Raw genomic sequence first — 18,457 nt, 5'->3', positions numbered from 1 at the left:
ACGATTGATGTTTAATCAGACGTATTGATTTTAGTTTTTTGTCAGGCTGGCTTTGACCGGCGTGGTGTTGGAAAGTTGAAGGGTGTAACGGTCTTGTGCGCCGTAGTCGTTGATATTCATGAATGACACGGTTGGCGTGCTGGAACTGCTGAATTGTTTGATCGCGAACTCTTTTTGTTCGCCCGGGGCGATCATCATTGAATCAATGGCTTGTTCCATTGATTGTCCTGATTGAAGTTTTATTTCCGCCATGGAAACGTGGTAAAGGCCTGGGTTATTAATCGTCAAGACGGTTTTTCCTGCTCGATCCTCCAAGCGCCATAACAGTTCTGTTGGCGCCAGGTAAGCGTTCGTCTTCAGCCCTGAAGGGCGAAAAAATACCTTGATGCGCTGGCGTACCGCGAGCTGCAAGGTATTTTGTGTTTTCGAAGCCTGGGGGATTTCCTGGACGTTGAGCCAGACCACCGACTCTCTATCGCCGGGCATGCCGGTGCCCTCATAGATCACCCGTAACAATTGCTGCTGTTTGCCTGCCACCCGTGCCAGCGGCGGGGTCACGGCGAAGGGCACCGAGGTTGCGTCGGGGGTGTCGCTGTCGACCCATGACTGGATCAACACGTCTTCACCGCTGTTGCGCACAGTGATGCCGGCTTCCTTGTGCTTACCGTCAAAGACCAGACGGGTAGCGCTCAAGGAAATGCCGGCGTCGGCCTGGGTGGCCATGAGCACGCTGAGGATACCCAGGCAAAAGGAAAGGGAGTGACGACGAAACATGATGATTACCGCTTGATTTCAAAAGAGATGGCGAGGCCTACAGGCCCCGCACACAGTCAGATCCAGTCCTGCGGTTATTCGTATTGCAGGGTGAACGGCAGGGTGGCGTCACCGCGACCGGCAACAGCGGTGCCCGCTGCGCCAGTCGTGACATAAGCGGCGGAGAACTTCAGCGAGGTGCTGCCATCTTGCAGTTTGTTCTCGATTTTGGCCGTGGTGGGCGAGCTCAGGTTGATCAGTGCGCCATTAGCATCGAGCAGGGCGATACCGATGTTTTTTGCAGCACCCAGGCCGTCGATCAGGTTCAGTACCCCAGTGCTATCGACGCCCGAACCGGTACCTTTATTGGGTTCAAAGATCATCGACACTTTGGTGCCGGCGTTGCAGCTGATCTTCATGTCAAAGTTTTCGGCGCTCAATTTTCCGCTGCCAATTGGCGCTGCGGCGGTGCCCATGTCTTTGATCGACACTTCACCCATCGGCACGGAAATAGTCTTCTTTATGTCGGAACCTTGAACGGAGCATGCATCGTTGTTAATGATGCCGGAGAAGTTGATGATGCCGCTGCCGGCTTTGGTGATTCCCGGCTCTGCTGCGAAAGCGTTGCCAGTGGCTGCCAACATGGACAGTGTCATAAGTGCCAGGGAAAGCTTTTTCATTCTGATTTCCATACGTGTGTTTTAAAAGTGCTGCATCAAGGTGCAGCCACACAATAGAGAAGCGACTCGGGTAAAAAAATCAGACGATTCTTAGAAACGCTCTGTGGCACGAGATGAAGTGGAATGTTTCAGGTCATATGGGTTCTGAAAGCGACAGTGGGTATGACCGGAGATAAGCGATTATTGGTTATGGTTTAAGTGTGAACCTGGTTAGTTGAAAAGTTTACGTTCAATGCAGTAACTCAATAAGTCCTGATCACTGTTAACTTCCAGCTTACGCATTGCGGATATTTTTTGTGCGCTGATGGTCTTGGCACTTCTATTCTGACCGCGAGCGATATCGCTAACACTTTGCCCGGACACAAACAGGCGCAGTATTTCGTGCTCTTTGGGCGATAACCGGGCAAATCGATCGTCCAGGGCAGTGCTGGACTCTATCACCGAGGTGGGTTCCGGCCCGGCACTTTGGAACGGATTGCCCTTGGCGACAGCCTTGAGAGCAACCTGGATTTCGTTGTGCAGCTGGCTTTTCTGAATGACCCCGACCACGCCCAGTTCATGCAGCCGGGTCAGGATCAAAGGGTTGGAAATCATGGTCAGCACCAGGATTTGCACCGCCGGGAAATGCCGTTTCAGATACTCCACCAGCTTGAGGCCATCGCCGTAGGGCGAGTCCGCGGGCATGTTGAAGTCGGTGATGACCAGGTCAACAGGCTGGCGCTCAAGCAGGTTGATCAGCTCATTGGAGCAGACCGCTTCACCCACCACACGAAAGCGCTCATCACGTTCTATCAGCTCACGTACCCCGAGCAGCACGATGGGGTGATCGTCAGCGATGACAACGTTTAGTTTTTCCATGAGCGGTTATCCATAGTCTGTCGTTGGGGAGAAAATTGAGGTTACTCAAGAGCATCCAGTAAAGCCGTTAGCCGTTCCAGCTTTTGCCTGACCTCCAGCGCCAGGGCTGGCGTGACCGTCAAGCCCATCAACCGGCACTCCAGTTCGGTGAAGGCAATCGCCATGGCACCGGCCTGCACAGCACCCAATGCCCCGGCCATGCTGTGCAGTTGTCGCGCAACGGCACTGGCATCGCCACTGTCCAGCGCTGCAAGCGTGGTCTGCCTGTCCTGTTGCAGGGTGCTGATAAACAGTTCGCGCATTTTAGGCGATAGCTGAACCTGGTCAGCGGCATCCTCAGGCGCACGGCTGTCATCGGTGGTGATGGCTTGCGCGGGCACGGCTATCTTGCAGTGTTTCAACAATTGCGCGCGCAAGGTATGCAGGTTCAGGGGTTTGACGAGCCAGGCGTTCATACCCACGGCGGCGCAGCGTTCACCTTCCTCGCGCAGGGCATTGGCGGTCACCCCGATAATGGGCAAATCCGCATCATGTTGACGCAGAGCCTTGGCCAATTCATAGCCATTCATGATTGGCATGTTGACGTCGGTCAGTACCAGATCGAACAATCCGGGCAGCCACTGCGCCAGGGCCTGTTCACCATTGGCTCCGACGACTACCGAGCAGCCCAGCGCTTCCAGTTGTTCCTTGATGATCGCCGAGTTGATGGGGTTGTCTTCGGCCACCAGGATATGCAGATCAAGGTGGCGGGTTTTCTCGGGTGAGGGCAGGTGGTTTTGTGCGCTGGTGCCTTGGTGCGCAAAGCTGACGGCCCAGGCAATTGCACGGATATCATGGGCGTCGACTTCCCAGCCATCGCCCGAGTACTCAGGTGGGTTGCGGCCTCCTGTCGTGGCGATAATCCGTGGACCGGGCCAAGGCAGTTCGTTGCCAGACGGCAACATATCCACCAGCAGCGCCGAGGGCTGCGTTTGTTTCGTATCGGCGTTCACCAGCCTGGCCTCTACACCGAGGCGGTTCAGCCAGGCGCAGAGATGTTGAGCCAACTCCTGCGCTGGCGCCCGGACATAAACAGCCGGCGCTCCTGATTCGAATTCAGGGCAGTCGGCCAGTTCTCCCGGCAAGCACTCAAGCGCCAATTGCAGAGAGAAGCTGCTACCCAGGCCCGGTTCGCTGACCACTTTCAACTGGCCGGCCATCAGCTCACACAGCCACCGGCAAATCGCCAGGCCCAATCCCGCACCGGCTTCACTGGAGGTATCGCGGACCTGATAAAACGGGTCGAACAATTGCGTCTGCTGGGCTTGGGAAATGCCGATGCCCGAGTCGCTGACCTGCCATTCCAGGCTGACTTTTCCACCGCTGGTTTCCAGCACCCGAACTCGCAGTACAACCCGCCCGTTGTCGGTGAACTTGATGGCATTGCTCAGCAGGTTGTTGAGAATTTGCCGGATGCGCAGTGGATCACCGCGCACCCGGTCAGGCAGCGCCGCATCGATACAGGCATAGAGCTGCAACCCCTTGACCTGGGCGAAGGCACTGTAGGTGCGCAGGGTGTCTTCCGTCAGCTCCAGGGGGCAGAACTCCTGGATCTCGATGGTCATTTGCCCGGACTCGATCTTCGACACATCCAGCACATCGCTGATCAACTGAAACAAGGTTGCGGAGGAGCGTTGGATGGTGTGCAGGTAGTTCTGCTGACGCGGCTCAAGCGGGGTCAATCCCAGCAGTTCCAGGGTGCCTAGCACGCCGTACAGTGGTGTGCGGATTTCATGGCTCATGGTGGCCAGAAACCGGGTCTTGGCCTCATTCGCCGAGTCGGCAGTCCGGCGTGCTTCTTCCAGCGCCGCCGCGTCTTCGATATGGCGGGTGACGTCATGGAAGGCACAGAGCCAGGCGTCCTGACCTTGATAGCGGGTGGAAATGAAAGCGACGTGCAGGTGACGGCCGTCGATCTCCAGATCGGCCTGTCCTGGCTCGGTGAGGCCGTGTTGCTGGTTGAGGGCGGCAATCAGTTTGGCGGTGTCTTGCCATTGCTGGGCGCGCTGGTTTTCCAGCAACACTTTATGATCGCTGCGGCGCACCACGCACAGGCCGGTAGGTGCGGTGTCGATGACGGCGCGGCTGAAGGCTTCGCTTTCGGCAATGCTTGCGTGGGCTCGATGCGCGGGGAGTACCACTCGGGTTTTGTACCAGCGACTGAAGGCCCAGCCGCAACCCAGACCCGCCAGCAACAACGCCAACAGGCTGAGCAAGGGCCACAAGGCATAATTCAGAAAGCTCTTTAAACTGATGACGTAGATGGCTGTCCAGTGTGGCTCGCCGGGGCTCGATACTTTGAACACCAGCCCGTCACTATTGAAGTTCAGTCCTTCATTGAGCCTTGACTCAGGTTTCAGCGCGCCGATCAGCGCCTCGCCCGAGGGCGCGATGAGGGTGAAATGGTCATAGATCGACCACTGCATGATTCTCTCGATGTTATTGACCTGCGATAGATTCAACAGTGAAGCGACAACCGCCCAGTGGCTGGCTCCCTCAATGTTCAATTGGATCGAGGACAGGTCAATGTTGACGTAGCCGAGGATGGACGGGGAGGTAACGTCCTCGGGTGCCGTGGTGTATTGCACCCAGTGAATCCTGCTGTCCAGCGGCTTTGGATTCTTGTCGTGCAGTCGCTGCAGAACGTGCTTCATTACCTCGACGAATTCACCGCCCTGAATCTGACCGGCGCCGCGCAGTCGTCCGGCAGCGGGCACGGCGATGTCGAAGTTATCCGGGACGTTGAACAGGAAAACCTGCGGTGACTGATAGTGTGAGGCGGACCAGAAGGCGCTGTAGTCATCGGCCAGGTGCGCGGCCAATGTAAAGACTTTGGGGTGTTGGCTGAGCGCGACTTTCTCGGGATTGACCTTCACGCTGAATGGTAGGGAGAACGAGAACTGCCGCCCTTCATAAACATCAGGTCTTTCATCGGGCAGTAATTTTTGCAACGCCATCGGGGAGGGCAGTGAGGCCAGCAGTTCGCCCTTGGCACTCTGCTGCGAGACTTCATTGAGGAAGGCTTCCTGTTCGCGCAGATTCTCCAGTAGCCGGGCAAAGTGAAATCTCACTGTGTCGTGCTGTTCCTCGAGCATTCGCTGCACACCCCAAGCGCTGATGCCGATCAACAGCAGCACCGTTGCGCAGAGCACTGTCAGGCCTTTGTTCAGGCGCAGGGAGCTGCTGGCCAGTTTCTCAAGCAAGGCGTTGGGATGATTCATTGCGCAGCCAAGCAGGAGGTGAGTCGAAAGCGGTTGTGCACAGTGACCTCGAAGCAAGAGACGTTCAAGCGCACGTTTCTGCGGGTCAATACGCGCTTGCCGGACCGTCATGGGTCAGCAATTGCTGGAACTGATCCGAAGACACAGCGTGAGAAATCAGGAACCCCTGGACCTGAGTGCAGTCGATTTTACGCAACAGAGCAAGTTCCTGCGCGGTTTCGACGCCTTCGGCCACCACGGTCAGGCCCAATTGCCGCCCAAGGGCGACAATGCTGGTCAGCGCCTGGGCCAGCTCTTCGTTTTCGTTGCATCCCTGGACCAGCGCCCGATCGATCTTCAGCTCGGTAAAAGGCGTCGACACCAAGTTCATGTAGGAGCTGTAACCCTTGCCGAAATCATCTTGCGACAGGCCGAAACCCATGATCCGCAAACGGCAGGCTCCAGCGTAAAAATTGCTGATGTCCTGAGGCAAGGAACACTCCATTAGTTCAAAGCAAATTCTCCCCGGCACCCCTTGATGCGCGTGGACAAATTCAAGAATGCGATCCGCCAGGTCATGACTGTTCAACAGGTGCGTGGGCAGGTTGATCGACACCGGAATATCGTAACCCTGGTCGCGCCATTGGGCCTGGGCATTGATAGCCTGCCCCAGCACTTGCCACAACAGGCGTTCTTCCAGATCGAACGCCTTGAGCGCTGGCAGGAACATTCCCGGGAGCAGCATTCCGTGCTCGGGGTGCATCCATCGAACCAGGGCTTCGGAAGCAACAATGCGACCATTGGCCAAGGCTTTCTTGGGTTGAAACCAGGCCTGCAGTTCACCGTTGTCCAGGGCTTCAAGGATCGCCTGACGGTCAATGCCCGGCGCGGGCGAAGGCCGGGCCGCATGGCGCAGCCCCATGAGCTGATCAGTCAGGTTGCGCAGGGCGGTGGCCTTCACCGGTTTGGAAATCAGCCCGATAACCTTCACCCCCAGATTACGGGCCACCAGACTTGCGCCCATCAACATGCGCCGCGAGGTGGCACTCATGATCGCCAGTGCGGGCCTGGAGCGTAAACCCGCTAGCCCCTGGATAAACTGCACGCCATCCATGCCGGGCATCAGCAGGTCGGTGAGTACCAGGTCGAATTCACGTTTTTTCAAGCGAGCCAAGGCTTCCTCGCCGTCTCGCGCGGACTCCAGATGAAAATCTCCCAACTCGCTGAACAAATTCTGCAGGTACAGGTGCTGGAAGGGATGGTCTTCGACAATCAAAATGCTACACGGCTTCATGGGCTGTTCTTTCATAAGGCGCCAGGTAATTGAACAAGGCCCGCAACGTAAAAGGCTTGACCAGGCAGTGATTCATTCCTGCCGCCAGGCACAACGCTTCTTCACCGCGCATGGCGTTGGCGGTAGCCCCGATGATCGGTGTTGTACAACCTTGTCGGCGCAGTTCCCGAGCCAGTTCGTAGCCATTGAGTCTGGGCATGTTCACGTCGCTCAGGACGATGTCGAAATTTTCGCTGCGCCAGATCGCCAGTGCTTCTTCGCCGTTGGACGCCAGTTTCACGGTGCAGCCGAGCTCTTCCAGTTGATCGCACAGGATCAACTGATTGATAACGTTGTCTTCGGCGACCAGGATATGCAGGTGCAGTTTTTCCATTTCTCGTGGCTCGCTGTGCTCCTGGGGCTTGACCACCCACAGGCCTTGAGCCTGGCAGACCGCCTGATGAATGGCTTGCAGGTGGTTGAGGTTGACCTTCCAGCCGCCGGACATGATCTGCGGTTCGTTGCAGCCATCGCCGGTGGCCAGCACCAACGGGCCGGTCCACTCGGGTGCCAGACGCTGTTCGAGAATGCCTGGGTGCAGCTCGATCAACACGTTTTGTGAGGCGAGGTCCAGGCGTGACGGACGGCCGATGTGCGGACGGGCCCCCCAGCGACGCAACCAGCCGCTGATGACCTCGGCCAGCTCGCGTATCGGCGAGACCACGTAGACGACTTCCGGCAACAGCCCCGTCATGGCGATCGGCACTGAAGCGGCTGAGGGCTCTTCAAGCGGCAGAGTCAGGGAAAAACTGCTACCCAGCCCGAGTTCACTGACCATGCGGATACTGCCGTTCATCAAGTGGGTCAGGCGCTGGCAGATCGGCAGGCCAAGACCCGTGCCGGCCACCACATTGGTGTTGCCTTCGGTTTGGTAGAAAGGCTCGAAAATGAACGGTTGATCGACCTGGGCGATGCCTTTGCCCGTGTCCGAGACTTGCCATTGCAGGCTGACGCGCTCGCCTTCGCGGCTCAGCAGCCTGAGCCGCAGCACTACCCGCCCTGAGTCGGTGAACTTGACGGCATTGTTCAACAGGTTATTGAGGATCTGGCGGATTCTGCTGACATCACCGATCACCCGATCCGGCACTTGAGGGTCCAGGCAGGCGTAGAGTTGCAAATCCTTGTTCCGGGCCGCAGCGGCATACCCCTGGATCACCTCCTGCACCAGCTCCAGAGCTGAAAACTCGCTCAACTCCAGGGCCAGTTGTCCGGCTTCGATCTTCGACACGTCGAGTACATCGCAAATCAGTTGCAGCAAGGTCGCCGAGGAACTTTCGATCGCACGCAGATAATCTTTTTGCTGGACATCCAGACGGGTGCGCGCCAGCAATTCGAGGGTGCCCAGCACGCCATACAGTGGCGTGCGAATTTCATGGCTCATGGTGGCCAGAAACAAGGTCTTGGCTTCATTGGCGGTGTCGGCCATCTGCCGCGCCTGTTCCAGCGCCTCTTCGATCTGGGTGCGTGCGCTGATGTCGCTGAAGGCACAGAGCAAGACGTCTTCGCCCTTATAGCGTGTGGGCGCGCAGCTCAGGTAAAGGTGCCGGCCATCGGCGGTTTCAAAGTAATCGGTGAGGGCGGGCGCCACGGTATCGAAAGCTTGCCGGATCCAGCCAGGGCACAGTTGCTCCCGTTCACCGCCCTGGCCCAGCCACTGCTGGGACAGCGTGTTTTCCAGCACCACCTGGCCGTCGGTGCGGCGTAATACGCACAGGGCCACGGGGGCGGTCTGGATCACATCGCGGCTGAACAGCTCGCTTTCGACCAACGCCTGAATACGGTGGATCGCCGGGGTGATGAAACGGTGCTCCATGCGACGGATCAGCAGCCACACCAGGCTGATGCTGAGCAGGCAGAACAGCAACGCCCCGCCCAGCTGTGGCCACAATGCTGACATCACCGCGCGCAAATTGATGGAGTACACCAGTTGCCAATCCGAAGATTTCAATTGCTTGCGGATCACCAAATGGTCGGGCAGCCAGCCCTGGCCGACAAACCCGAAGAAGTCCTGACGCTGAAGCTGCAACAGGTTTTGACTCAGCTGCGCCGTATGGCTGTTGGTGAACAACAGCATGCCCTGAGAGTTGAACATCATGAACTCGCCCACGCTGTGGTCGTTCAACGCGCTGGAGACTTCCTGACCATCCATTTCCAGCCCCAGCCAGCCGGAGCTTACGTCGCGCTCATCCAGGCGAAGGAAAATGTAGAGCTGCGAATGGCTGGCTGATTGATGGGTCAGCCACAGTTCCTCAAGCGCTGGCGCGTTGTCGCGTTTAAGGGTTTCCAACTGGTTCAACATGGCTTCGGGAAACGCGTTCACCACCGGCGTTGTGCTGTACAGGCGTGCCACGTGAGCGTCGGCACCGCTGCTGACATAGATCAAATTGACCTGTTTGGCTTTCAGGTAGTCGCGCATGCGCTCCGTCAGCCAAATGCTCCACTGCTTGCCGGGAACATTGCCCAGCAGCAGGTAAATTTCTTCCTCGGATACCGGCGGCTCGACTCCGGATTTACGCGTGGCTGACAGGCTAAGGCTTTCCAGCAGGGCTTCGCGGGTGGTGAAAAACGTGTGGGCTTCGGCAATCGCGCTGCTCATGTAGCCGCGGCGTTGGGAGATTTCATTGTTGAACGTGAACAACAGGAAATTATAGACGCCGCCCAGGATGCCGATCAGCAACACCAGGGCAAAAATGCGCAGCAAACGTCGGGCTGCATTGGGAGTGGAAAGGACCGGGTTGATCTGATGCAGGTATGTCTTCAATCTCATGCGGGCACTTTAGGCAGGCGTGGGGGCGACAGATATAAGACGATCCTTAATTGATTACAGATAACTCATGATGAACGTCACGGCGGTGTTCGCGGTGCCGGCTTGAAGTGTGCCTTCAGCCAAGCGGTAGTAGGCCGCAGACAAGGGGATCTTGAAATCAGTGCCGGTGGTATTGAAACCATTGAACGGATACACGGTGTCCAGGGCGATCGGTTGCCCGGCATCGTTCATCAATTGCAGGCCGATACCTTTGGCCGTCGATTCGGCATTCAGCGCGACGATGCCTTTTTTCGAGTCGATGACCTGAGTGGTGGCCTTGAGCTGATAGGTCACCTTCTTGATGCCGCGCTGGCACTGGTTCAAGGCGATGTTGAATTTGATCTTCCGAGGGGTGTCGCCGCTTTTACTGAACTCATCGAGGCGATAGTCGTCACCCATCGCCACCGGGACAGATGGTGTTTGGCAAGAGGCGGTATTCAGACGAATGGGATTGAGTAGATTGAACTTGATAAATACCAAGTCACTGACCTGGAGGTTTCCCAAAAAGCCGGCGGCGATCTCGTTTGTCGATGACAATTCGCCGGACTTGAAAATCTCAAGCGTGTAACTTCCGCCGTTGGTTGTATAAGTGCCTGCGTTGAGGCCGAACGGCGGCGGCATAAAGGAGATGTTCGGGTTGGGCGTCCCTATACGAAATGAAAGTCCGGTCTTGCCCAGGGGGTAAGTAGAGTTGGACGGTGTGCCCAGGGCCGGGTTTATGGAAAATCCGTAGAGCGTTGCCGCCGAGCAGGTAAAAATATGCTCATCTGCATGAAGGACTTGCTCGAAAATGACTGTGCCAATCGGGGCGTCCTGGGGGATCGTCAAACTGTCAGCGTCCACGCTGGCCCCGAAATTCAGGGTTACCGCCTTGTTGTATTTATCGGAATGAGTAAAGGCGCAATTCGCAGCCATAGCGCCCGGGCCATACGTATACGCCATCACGCAGGCAATACTTAAAAAAGCGCGCAATCGACTCTGTTTGTTTGAAAGATCCATATTGATAGCGATACACGGTGATAAAAGAGCTACACACTCTAGCGACCGTGAAAAGCGGCGAACATCAGGCGTTTCTTAGTCTGTCAGCCGCAGCTGACTGATGGATGGGCTTTTGGCGGCTTCAAGAAAAAAACATCAGACATTTCCTAAAGTCCTCAAGATCCCAGCCAGACTTGTCGATGCAGTCCTTACAACCCTAAGGAGCGTCAACATGAACGGTAAGCGTTTGTCGGTCGGTATCAGCCTGTTCTTTGCGTTGAGCGGTGCAAGCCTGGCGGCCACCCCGGTGGCTCAGGGTGTCATCCAGTTTCACGGCAGTATTGTCGAGTCAGGCTGCACCTCCCGCGTGGGGGCGAGTTCGATGTTTGAGTTCAGCAATTGTCCGACCAGGGTAAGCGGCGACTCGGTCAATGTGCGCAGCGTCGAGCCGGTTCGCTCGGTCAGTGCGCTCGATCATTCCCGCGTGGGCGTGAAGCTGGTCGCGGACGGGAGCAAGGATGGCCGTTACTACGATCAGCAATACGCCTTGGTCGACGCGGCCGGCAAACCGGTGAACTCAGGCGCTTACCTGATTACGCTGACTTCGCCTTGAGGTGAGGTGCACGCAAGCTCAGGCGGCGCATTGTGTGTCGATGCGCCGCTGCCGATGAGTTACTGCTCCGCCAGTTCCGGCACCTTCACCGCCGCAGGCTTCAACACCAGCCACAACGCCCCTGCAATCAACAGCCCGCCATACAGATGCGCCATCGACAGCGGTTCATCGAGAAACAACGCGCCCCACAACACGCCGAACGGCGGGATCATGAAGGTCACGGTCATCGATTTGACCGGGCCGATCGAGCTGAGCAAGCGGAAATACAGGATGTAGGCAAGCGCCGTGCAGCCCAGGCCCAACCCCAGCAACGACAACCAGACACTCCAGCCGCCCCAGCTAGCGGGCGGCTGAGTGATGACGCTGTAGCCGAACAATGGCAACAGCAGCAGCGTTGCGCCGAGCATGCTGCCCAGTGCCGAGAGTCGGCTGTCGAGGCCACCTTGATGGTCGAGCCAGCGCCGCGCCAGGAACCCGGCGAAACCGTAGCAGGTGGTCGCGAGCAGGCAGGCCAGCGCGCCGATCAGCAATTCCATGTCAAACGCCACGGGACCGGCGCGGGTCAGGATGGCGACGCCAAACAAGCCGAGGGCAACCCCGGCAATCTTCGAGAGGGTGAGTCTTTCGCTGAAGAACAGCCCGCCGATCAACACGCCCATTAGCGGGGTGGTGGCGTTGAAAATGGCCGAGTAGCCAGCCGGCAACACTTGAGCGGCTACCGAGTACAGGGTGGCCGGAATCCCGGAGTTGATCATTCCGAGTAGCAGCACGGTTTTGAACTTGCCACGGAAGTCCCAACTGATCCGCATCAGCGTCAGAATCACCAGCAATCCGGTGGCGGCGATCGAAACGCGGAAAAAAGCAGTGGGGATTGTGCCAATCACTGGGGCGATGATGCGCATGAACAGAAAGCTCGCCCCCCAAATGGCAGCGAGTGACAACATACGCAGAATATCGACGGGGTTCACGGCTCGTTCCTTCCTTTATCAGGGCGCAAGTGTCACCGTCGGAGCCGTCCATGGCAATGGTTGCAATGCGTAACAATTGACCTCTAAGCTCAGCCTCCAACGATAAGAACCATCCCGTAGAGGTCTCCACATGCCGCAGCCATGGCCCGCCGCCGATATTGCCCAGATGATCCTCGACGGCTTCGACGATTACCGCGAGCATTTCCGCCAGATCACTGACGGCGCCCGGGAGCGCTTCGAACGGGCACAGTGGCAGGAAACGCAGGTCGCGTCGGCGGCGCGGATCAACCTCTATGAAGTAAAGGTCAGTGAAGTGGCGGGGCGTCTGCATGCCGCCTTCGAGGCTGATGTGCTGATGGATGTCAGCTGCTGGCCGCTGGTCAAAAGCGCCTACATCAGCCTGATCGACCTGCGTTTCGACGATGAACTGTCCGAGACCTGGTACAACTCGATTTTCTGCGGGCTGTTCAGCCACGACCTGATCAGCGACGGTTGCATGTTCATCCACACCACCCGGCCCAGCTTGCACCGGGCCCGGGCCGCGCAGACCCGCACCTATAAACCGCATGGCCAGTTGTCGAGCATGTTGGTGAGCATATTTGCCGACTACCGGTTCAGCGAAGAATACGCGAACCTGGCCGGTGACCTGCACCGACTCGAAGCGCAACTGCGCGAAAACCTGCCCGACTGGGTCTGCAAGGATCCGGAACTGAGCGTCGAGCTGTTTTCCTCGGTGCTCTACCGCAACAAGGGCGCCTATCTGGTAGGGCGGATCTTCACCACCGATGAGCAATGGCCACTGGTGATTCCGTTTCTGCACCGCGAAGGTCGGGGGATTCAGATCGACGCGTTGATCACCGATGAGTCCGAAGTGTCGATCATCTTCTCGTTCACCCGTTCGTACTTCATGGTCGATGTGCCGGTGCCGGCGGAGTTCATCGGTTTCCTCAAACGCATCCTGCCGGGCAAGCACATCGCCGAGCTGTATACCTCGATTGGTTTTTACAAACACGGCAAATCGGAGTTCTACCGGGCGTTGATCAACCACCTGGCTAACACTGACGATCAGTTCATCATGGCGCCGGGCGTGCGCGGCATGGTCATGAGCGTGTTCACCCTTCCGGGGTTCAACACCGTGTTCAAGATCATCAAGGATCGTTTCTCGCCGTCGAAGAACGTCGACCGTGCCACAGTGATCGAGAAGTACCGCTTGGTAAAAAGCGTCGACCGGGTCGGGCGCATGGCCGATACCCAGGAGTTCGCCGACTTCCGTTTTCCGTTGAGCAAGTTTGAGCCGGCATGTCTGGCCGAGTTGCTGGAAGTCGCCGCGTCGACGGTCCAGGTGGAAGGCGACACCGTGTTGATCCGCCACTGCTGGACCGAACGGCGCATGACGCCGTTGAACCTGTACCTGGAAAACGCCAACGACGCTCAGGTGCGTGAAGCGCTTGAAGACTATGGTCTGGCGATCAAGCAACTGGCGGCGGCGAACATTTTTCCCGGCGACATGCTGCTGAAAAACTTCGGCGTCACCCGACATGGACGGGTGGTGTTTTATGACTACGACGAGATTTGTTTTCTCACGGAAGCCAACTTCCGCCACATTCCGCAGCCGCGTACGCCGGAAGATGAGATGGCCTCCGAGCCCTGGTATTCGATCGGGCCGCTGGACGTGTTCCCCGAGGAGTTCCCGCCGTTCCTGTTTGCCGATTCCGCGCAGCGGCGGTTGTTCGATCAACTGCATGGCGAACTGTACAACGCCGACTATTGGAAAGGCCTGCAAGAGGCGATTCGCGCCGGCAAGGTGATCGATGTGTTCCCATACCGCCGCAAAGGCCTCGATAACGAATAACCGGCTCCGCACAACCCTGTAGCAGCTGGCGAAGCCTGCGTTCGAGGACGAAGTCCTCGCAAAACCGGTGTTCGCGGTACATCAGGAATACTCGGGAAGCAGGTTTTACGACTGCTTCGCAGCCGGACGCAGGCTACGCCAGCTGCTACAAGGATCTCGTTCGCTCGTTAAATCTGCGACAATCCGTCCCCTGCGCCACTAGACGACCTTTGCGTACCTGATGACTGACGAATCGCCTTCCATCGACAAACTGCTGAAAAACCTCGATCACGCCATGCTTGCCGACCGCCACCGGCTGCGGCGGCAGTTGCTCGAGCTGCGCCAGAAACCCGACGACGCCAAGCTGGCCCTGTGGGTGACGCGCCTGCAAGCGTCCTGCGACCAGGTGTTGGCGCGGCGCGCCAGCCTGCCGCTGATTCGTTACGACGACAGCCTGCCGATCGCCGCCAAGCGCGACGAAATCAAAGAAGCGCTGCTCAAGCATCAGGTGCTGATCATTGCTGGTGAAACCGGCTCGGGTAAAACCACCCAGTTGCCGAAGATCTGCCTGGAAATCGGGCGCGGCCAGCACGGCCTGATCGGCCACACCCAGCCTCGCCGAATTGCTGCGCGCAGTGTCGCGAGCCGGGTGGCCGAAGAACTGGCCACGCCGCTGGGTGCCTTGGTCGGTTATCAGGTGCGGTTCGAGGATCAGAGCGATTCCAACACCCTGATCAAACTGATGACCGACGGCATCCTGCTAGCGGAAACCCAGAATGACCGCTACCTCGAACGCTACGACACGATCATCGTCGACGAAGCCCACGAGCGCAGCCTGAACATCGACTTCCTGCTCGGTTACCTGAAAACCCTGCTGCCGCGCCGTCCGGACCTGAAAGTTATCATCACCTCGGCGACCATTGATCTGGAGCGCTTCTCCAAGCATTTCGACGATGCACCGATTGTCGAAGTCTCGGGCCGCACCTTCCCGGTGGACACCTGGTACCGGCCATTGACGCTGGAGCAGGACGAAGAGGGCAATCGGGTCGAAGACGACTTGACCGTGGACCAGGCGATCCTCGCCACCCTCGATGAAATTGCTGCATTCGAACGCAGCGAGCGCCGCAGTCCTGGCGACGTATTGGTGTTCCTGCCCGGCGAGCGAGAGATTCGTGACGCGGCGGACATGCTGCGCAAAGCCCAGCTCAAGCACACCGAAATTCTGCCGCTGTACGCGCGACTGTCGCCGGCCGAGCAGCAGCGGATTTTCCAGTCCCATCCGGGTCGTCGCGTGGTGCTGGCAACCAACGTCGCGGAAACCTCGCTGACCGTACCGGGCATTCGTTACGTGATCGACAGCGGCACCGCACGCATCAGCCGCTACAGCTACCGCGCCAAGGTCCAGCGCTTGCCGATCGAGGCAATTTCCCAGGCCAGCGCCAACCAGCGTAAAGGTCGCTGCGGGCGGGTCGAGCCGGGTATTTGCATTCGTCTGTACAGCGAAGAAGACTTCATCGGTCGCCCGGAATTTACCGATCCGGAAATTCTGCGTACCAACCTCGCGGCGGTGATTTTGCAGATGCTGCATCTGCGCCTCGGCGAGATCACCGATTTCCCGTTTATCGAGCCGCCGGATGGCAAGGCCATCAGCGACGGTTTCAACCTGCTGCAAGAACTCTCCGCAGTCGACCGCAACAGCCAACTGACGCCGCTGGGCCGGCAACTGGCGCGTCTGCCGGTGGACCCGCGTATGGGCCGCATGTTGCTCGAAGCAGCGAAGCTCGGCAGTTTGCAGGAAGTGCTGATCGTCGCCAGTGCGATGTCGATCCAGGACCCGCGCGAGCGTCCGCCGGAGCGTCAGCAGGCCGCCGATCAGGCTCACGCACAATGGAAGGACGTGGACTCGGACTTTGCCGGGCTGGTCAATCTGTGGCGTGGCTTTGAAGAACAACGCCAGGCCCTGACCGCCAGCCCGCTGCGCAACTGGTGCCGCAAGAATTTCCTGAATTACCTGCGCCTGCGTGAGTGGCGCGATTCCCATCGCCAGTTGAGCCTGATCTGCCGCGACATGCAGTTGAGCCTGAACAGAGAGCCGGCGGACTACCCGAAACTGCACAAAGCGGTGCTGTCCGGTTTGCTCAGTCAGATCGGCCAGAAGACCGAAGACGGCGATTACCTGGGCGCGCGTCAGCGGCGTTTCTGGATTCACCCGTCATCGGGCCTGGGCAAGAAGCGTCCGCAATGGCTGATGACCGCCGAACTGGTGGAAACCACCAAGCTCTATGCGCGCATGGTGGCGAAGATCGAGCCGGACTGGATCGAGCCGCTGGCCGGGCACCTGATCAAGAAGAACCACTTCGAACCGCATTGGGAGAAGAAGCGCGGACAGGTCGTGGCCTTCGAGCAGATCACTTTGTTCGGGCTGATCGTGGTCGGTCGCCGCCCCGTGCATTACGGGCCGATCGATCCTGTCACCTCGCGTGAACTGTTTATCCGTGAAGCGCTGGTGCGCGGCGAAATTCAGTCGAAAGCCAAATGCCTGAGCGCCAATACCTTGCTGCTGGAACAGCTCGACGAACTGGAGGCCAAGGCCCGTCGCCGGGACATTCTGGCGGACGAGGAAACCCTGTTTGCCTTCTACGATGCGCGCTTGCCGGCAGAGATCCATCAGACCGCGACCTTCGACAGTTGGTATCGGGTCAACAGCCAGAAAGACCCGCAACTGCTGATCATGCGCGAAGAAGACGTGCTGGCCCGCGAAGCCAGCGAAGTCACTGCCGCGCATTACCCGGACACTCTGCGTCTGGGTGACCTGACCTTGCCGTTGAGTTACCACTTCGAGCCCAACCATCCCCGTGATGGCGTGACCCTGCGCGTGCCGGCACCGCTGTTGCCGGCGCTGCCGCCGGAACGGTTGGAATGGCTGGTGCCCGGTGTGATCGAAGCCAAGTGCATCGCGCTGGTGCGCAACCTGCCCAAGGCATTGCGCAAGAACTTCGTGCCGGTGCCGGACTTCGTCAAGGCGGCGTTGCAGCGAGTCACTTTCGCCGAGGGCTCGTTGCCTCACGCGCTGGGTCGTGAACTGCTGCGCATGACCGGTGCGCGGGTCAGCGATGAAGCCTGGGCCGAGGCGGCACAACAGGTTGAAAGTCATCTGCGGATGAACCTGGAAATCGTCGATGGCCAGGGCAAGTTCCTTGGCGAAGGCCGGGATCTGCCTGAGCTGACTGCACGTTTTGCCGAGGCCAGTCAGGCGGCATTGGCTGTCCCGCAGACGGCGAAAAGTCAGCAGCCGGTGGAAGCGAAAGTCTTTGCTGCCGTCGCCGAGAAAACCCAGCAGAAGATCGCCGGGTTGTCGATGACGGTTTACCCGGCGCTGGTGGAAGAGGCGGGCACGGTCAAGGAAGGGCGTTTCTCGACCCTGGCTGAAGCCGAGTTCCAGCATCGTCGGGCGTTGCAGCGTCTGCTCATGCAACAACTGGCGGAGCCGGCGAAGTTCCTGCGCGGCAAACTGCCGGGGCTCACCGAACTGGGCCTGATGTACCGTGAACTGGGGCGCATCGACAGTCTGGTGGAAGACATTCTGCTGGCGAGCCTCGACAGTTGCATTCTCGACGGCGAAGCCAGTTTGCCGCGTGACGGCGCTGGTTTGGCCTCGCTGGCCGAGCGCAAACGCGGTGCGTGGACCGAGCATGCCGAGCGTCTGGCGAAACTGACGCTGGAGACTCTCAAGCTCTGGCACGGTTTGCAGAAACGCTTCAAGGGCAAGATCGACCTGGCGCAAGCGGTGGCCCTGAATGACATCAAGCAGCAGCTCAATCACCTGGTTTATCCGGGCTTTGTTCGTGAAACCCCGATGCAGTGGCTCAAGGAACTGCCGCGTTACTTGAAAGCCGTCGAGCAGCGCTTCGAGAAGCTTGGCGCTCAAGTGCAGAAGGACCGGGTCTGGAGCGGTGAATTGTCCGGTCTATGGACCCAGTATCAGACCCGTGCCAACAAGCACGTCCAGGAAGGCAAGCGCGATCCACAGCTTGAACTCTATCGCTGGTGGCTGGAGGAGTACCGGGTTTCGCTGTTCGCCCAGCAATTGGGGACCAAGGTGCCGATCTCCGACAAACGTTTGAACAAGCAATGGGCTCAAGTCGAACCCTAGAACCGAGGCTTGCACAAAACCCTGTGGGAGCGAGCTTGCTCCGGGCGGCGCTCCGACGATGAGGCCATCACCTTCAACATCTATGTTGAATCTTAGGCCGCCATCGCGAACAAGCTCGCTCCCACATTAGGTACGCCGTTACTCTCGCAAAAGGGGTCAAATGCCAATGTTTATGGCAAACTTCGCGGTTATAAACGCCGCCCCCGCAGATTTGAGCCTTCGCAGCCGGGCGGATCGGAATAAAG

11 protein-coding genes are annotated in these 18,457 nt (G+C 58.4%); 3 read left to right on the top strand and 8 right to left on the bottom strand.

Translation table 11 applies throughout. From position 1 onward, the window contains the following. Positions 1-30: 30 nt before the first annotated feature. From BK659_RS24675 to BK659_RS28120, 7 genes are all read right to left on the bottom strand, one after another. The gene (locus BK659_RS24675) at positions 31-774 is read right to left on the bottom strand and encodes a fimbrial biogenesis chaperone (protein WP_123427945.1); all 744 of its coding nucleotides are present in this window, start codon (positions 772-774) and stop codon (positions 31-33) included. A gap of 74 nt (positions 775-848) precedes the next feature. Further along, the gene (locus BK659_RS24670; protein WP_123427943.1) at positions 849-1,433 is read right to left on the bottom strand and encodes a fimbrial protein; all 585 of its coding nucleotides are present in this window, start codon (positions 1,431-1,433) and stop codon (positions 849-851) included. Positions 1,434-1,643: 210 nt separating this feature from the next. Continuing rightward, the gene (locus BK659_RS24665) at positions 1,644-2,291 is read right to left on the bottom strand and encodes a response regulator (protein ID WP_123427941.1); all 648 of its coding nucleotides are present in this window, start codon (positions 2,289-2,291) and stop codon (positions 1,644-1,646) included. Positions 2,292-2,332: 41 nt separating this feature from the next. Further along, on the bottom strand, positions 2,333-5,551 hold the full coding sequence (locus BK659_RS24660) for a hybrid sensor histidine kinase/response regulator (RefSeq protein WP_123427939.1): 3,219 nt from the start codon (positions 5,549-5,551) through the stop codon (positions 2,333-2,335). A gap of 85 nt (positions 5,552-5,636) precedes the next feature. Beyond that, positions 5,637-6,824: a response regulator cyclic di-GMP phosphodiesterase PvrR gene (gene pvrR / locus BK659_RS24655; RefSeq protein WP_123427937.1), complete on the bottom strand. Its 1,188-nt coding sequence runs from the start codon at positions 6,822-6,824 to the stop codon at positions 5,637-5,639. Then, positions 6,811-9,630 carry an ATP-binding protein gene (locus tag BK659_RS24650; RefSeq protein WP_123427935.1) on the bottom strand — a complete coding sequence of 940 codons (2,820 nt, stop codon included), beginning with the start codon at positions 9,628-9,630 and terminating at the stop codon, positions 6,811-6,813. The genes pvrR and BK659_RS24650 overlap by 14 nt, the downstream gene beginning before the upstream one ends. A 54-nt stretch (positions 9,631-9,684) precedes the next feature. Then, on the bottom strand, positions 9,685-10,668 hold the full coding sequence (locus tag BK659_RS28120; RefSeq protein ID WP_259740309.1) for a fimbrial protein: 984 nt from the start codon (positions 10,666-10,668) through the stop codon (positions 9,685-9,687). 211 nt (positions 10,669-10,879) lie between these two features. On the opposite strand from BK659_RS28120, the gene BK659_RS24640 reads away from it, so the two are divergent. Continuing rightward, on the top strand, positions 10,880-11,260 hold the full coding sequence (locus BK659_RS24640; RefSeq protein ID WP_123427931.1) for a type 1 fimbrial protein: 381 nt from the start codon (positions 10,880-10,882) through the stop codon (positions 11,258-11,260). Between the two features lie 59 nt (positions 11,261-11,319). Here BK659_RS24640 and BK659_RS24635 read toward each other — a convergent pair whose 3' ends face one another. Then, entirely contained in the window at positions 11,320-12,228 is a 909-nt protein-coding gene (locus BK659_RS24635; RefSeq protein WP_123427929.1) for a DMT family transporter, read from the bottom strand. A gap of 130 nt (positions 12,229-12,358) precedes the next feature. Here BK659_RS24635 and aceK point away from each other — a divergent pair, with 130 nt between their 5' ends. Together aceK and hrpA are read left to right on the top strand one after the other, a co-directional pair. After that, complete coding sequence (gene aceK, locus BK659_RS24630; protein ID WP_123427928.1) at positions 12,359-14,080, top strand: bifunctional isocitrate dehydrogenase kinase/phosphatase; 1,722 nt, start codon at positions 12,359-12,361, stop codon at positions 14,078-14,080. A gap of 220 nt (positions 14,081-14,300) precedes the next feature. Continuing rightward, positions 14,301-18,212, top strand: a complete 3,912-nt coding sequence (hrpA, locus tag BK659_RS24625; RefSeq protein ID WP_123427926.1) for an ATP-dependent RNA helicase HrpA — start codon at positions 14,301-14,303, stop codon at positions 18,210-18,212. Positions 18,213-18,457 lie beyond the last annotated feature (245 nt).

The sequence above is a fragment of the Pseudomonas brassicacearum genome (assembly GCF_003732225.1).
In the GTDB taxonomy this organism is placed as follows: domain Bacteria; phylum Pseudomonadota; class Gammaproteobacteria; order Pseudomonadales; family Pseudomonadaceae; genus Aquipseudomonas; species Aquipseudomonas brassicacearum_E.
The sequence above is the reverse complement of the archived record's forward strand: the minus strand, read 5'-3'. Positions and strand labels throughout refer to the sequence as shown.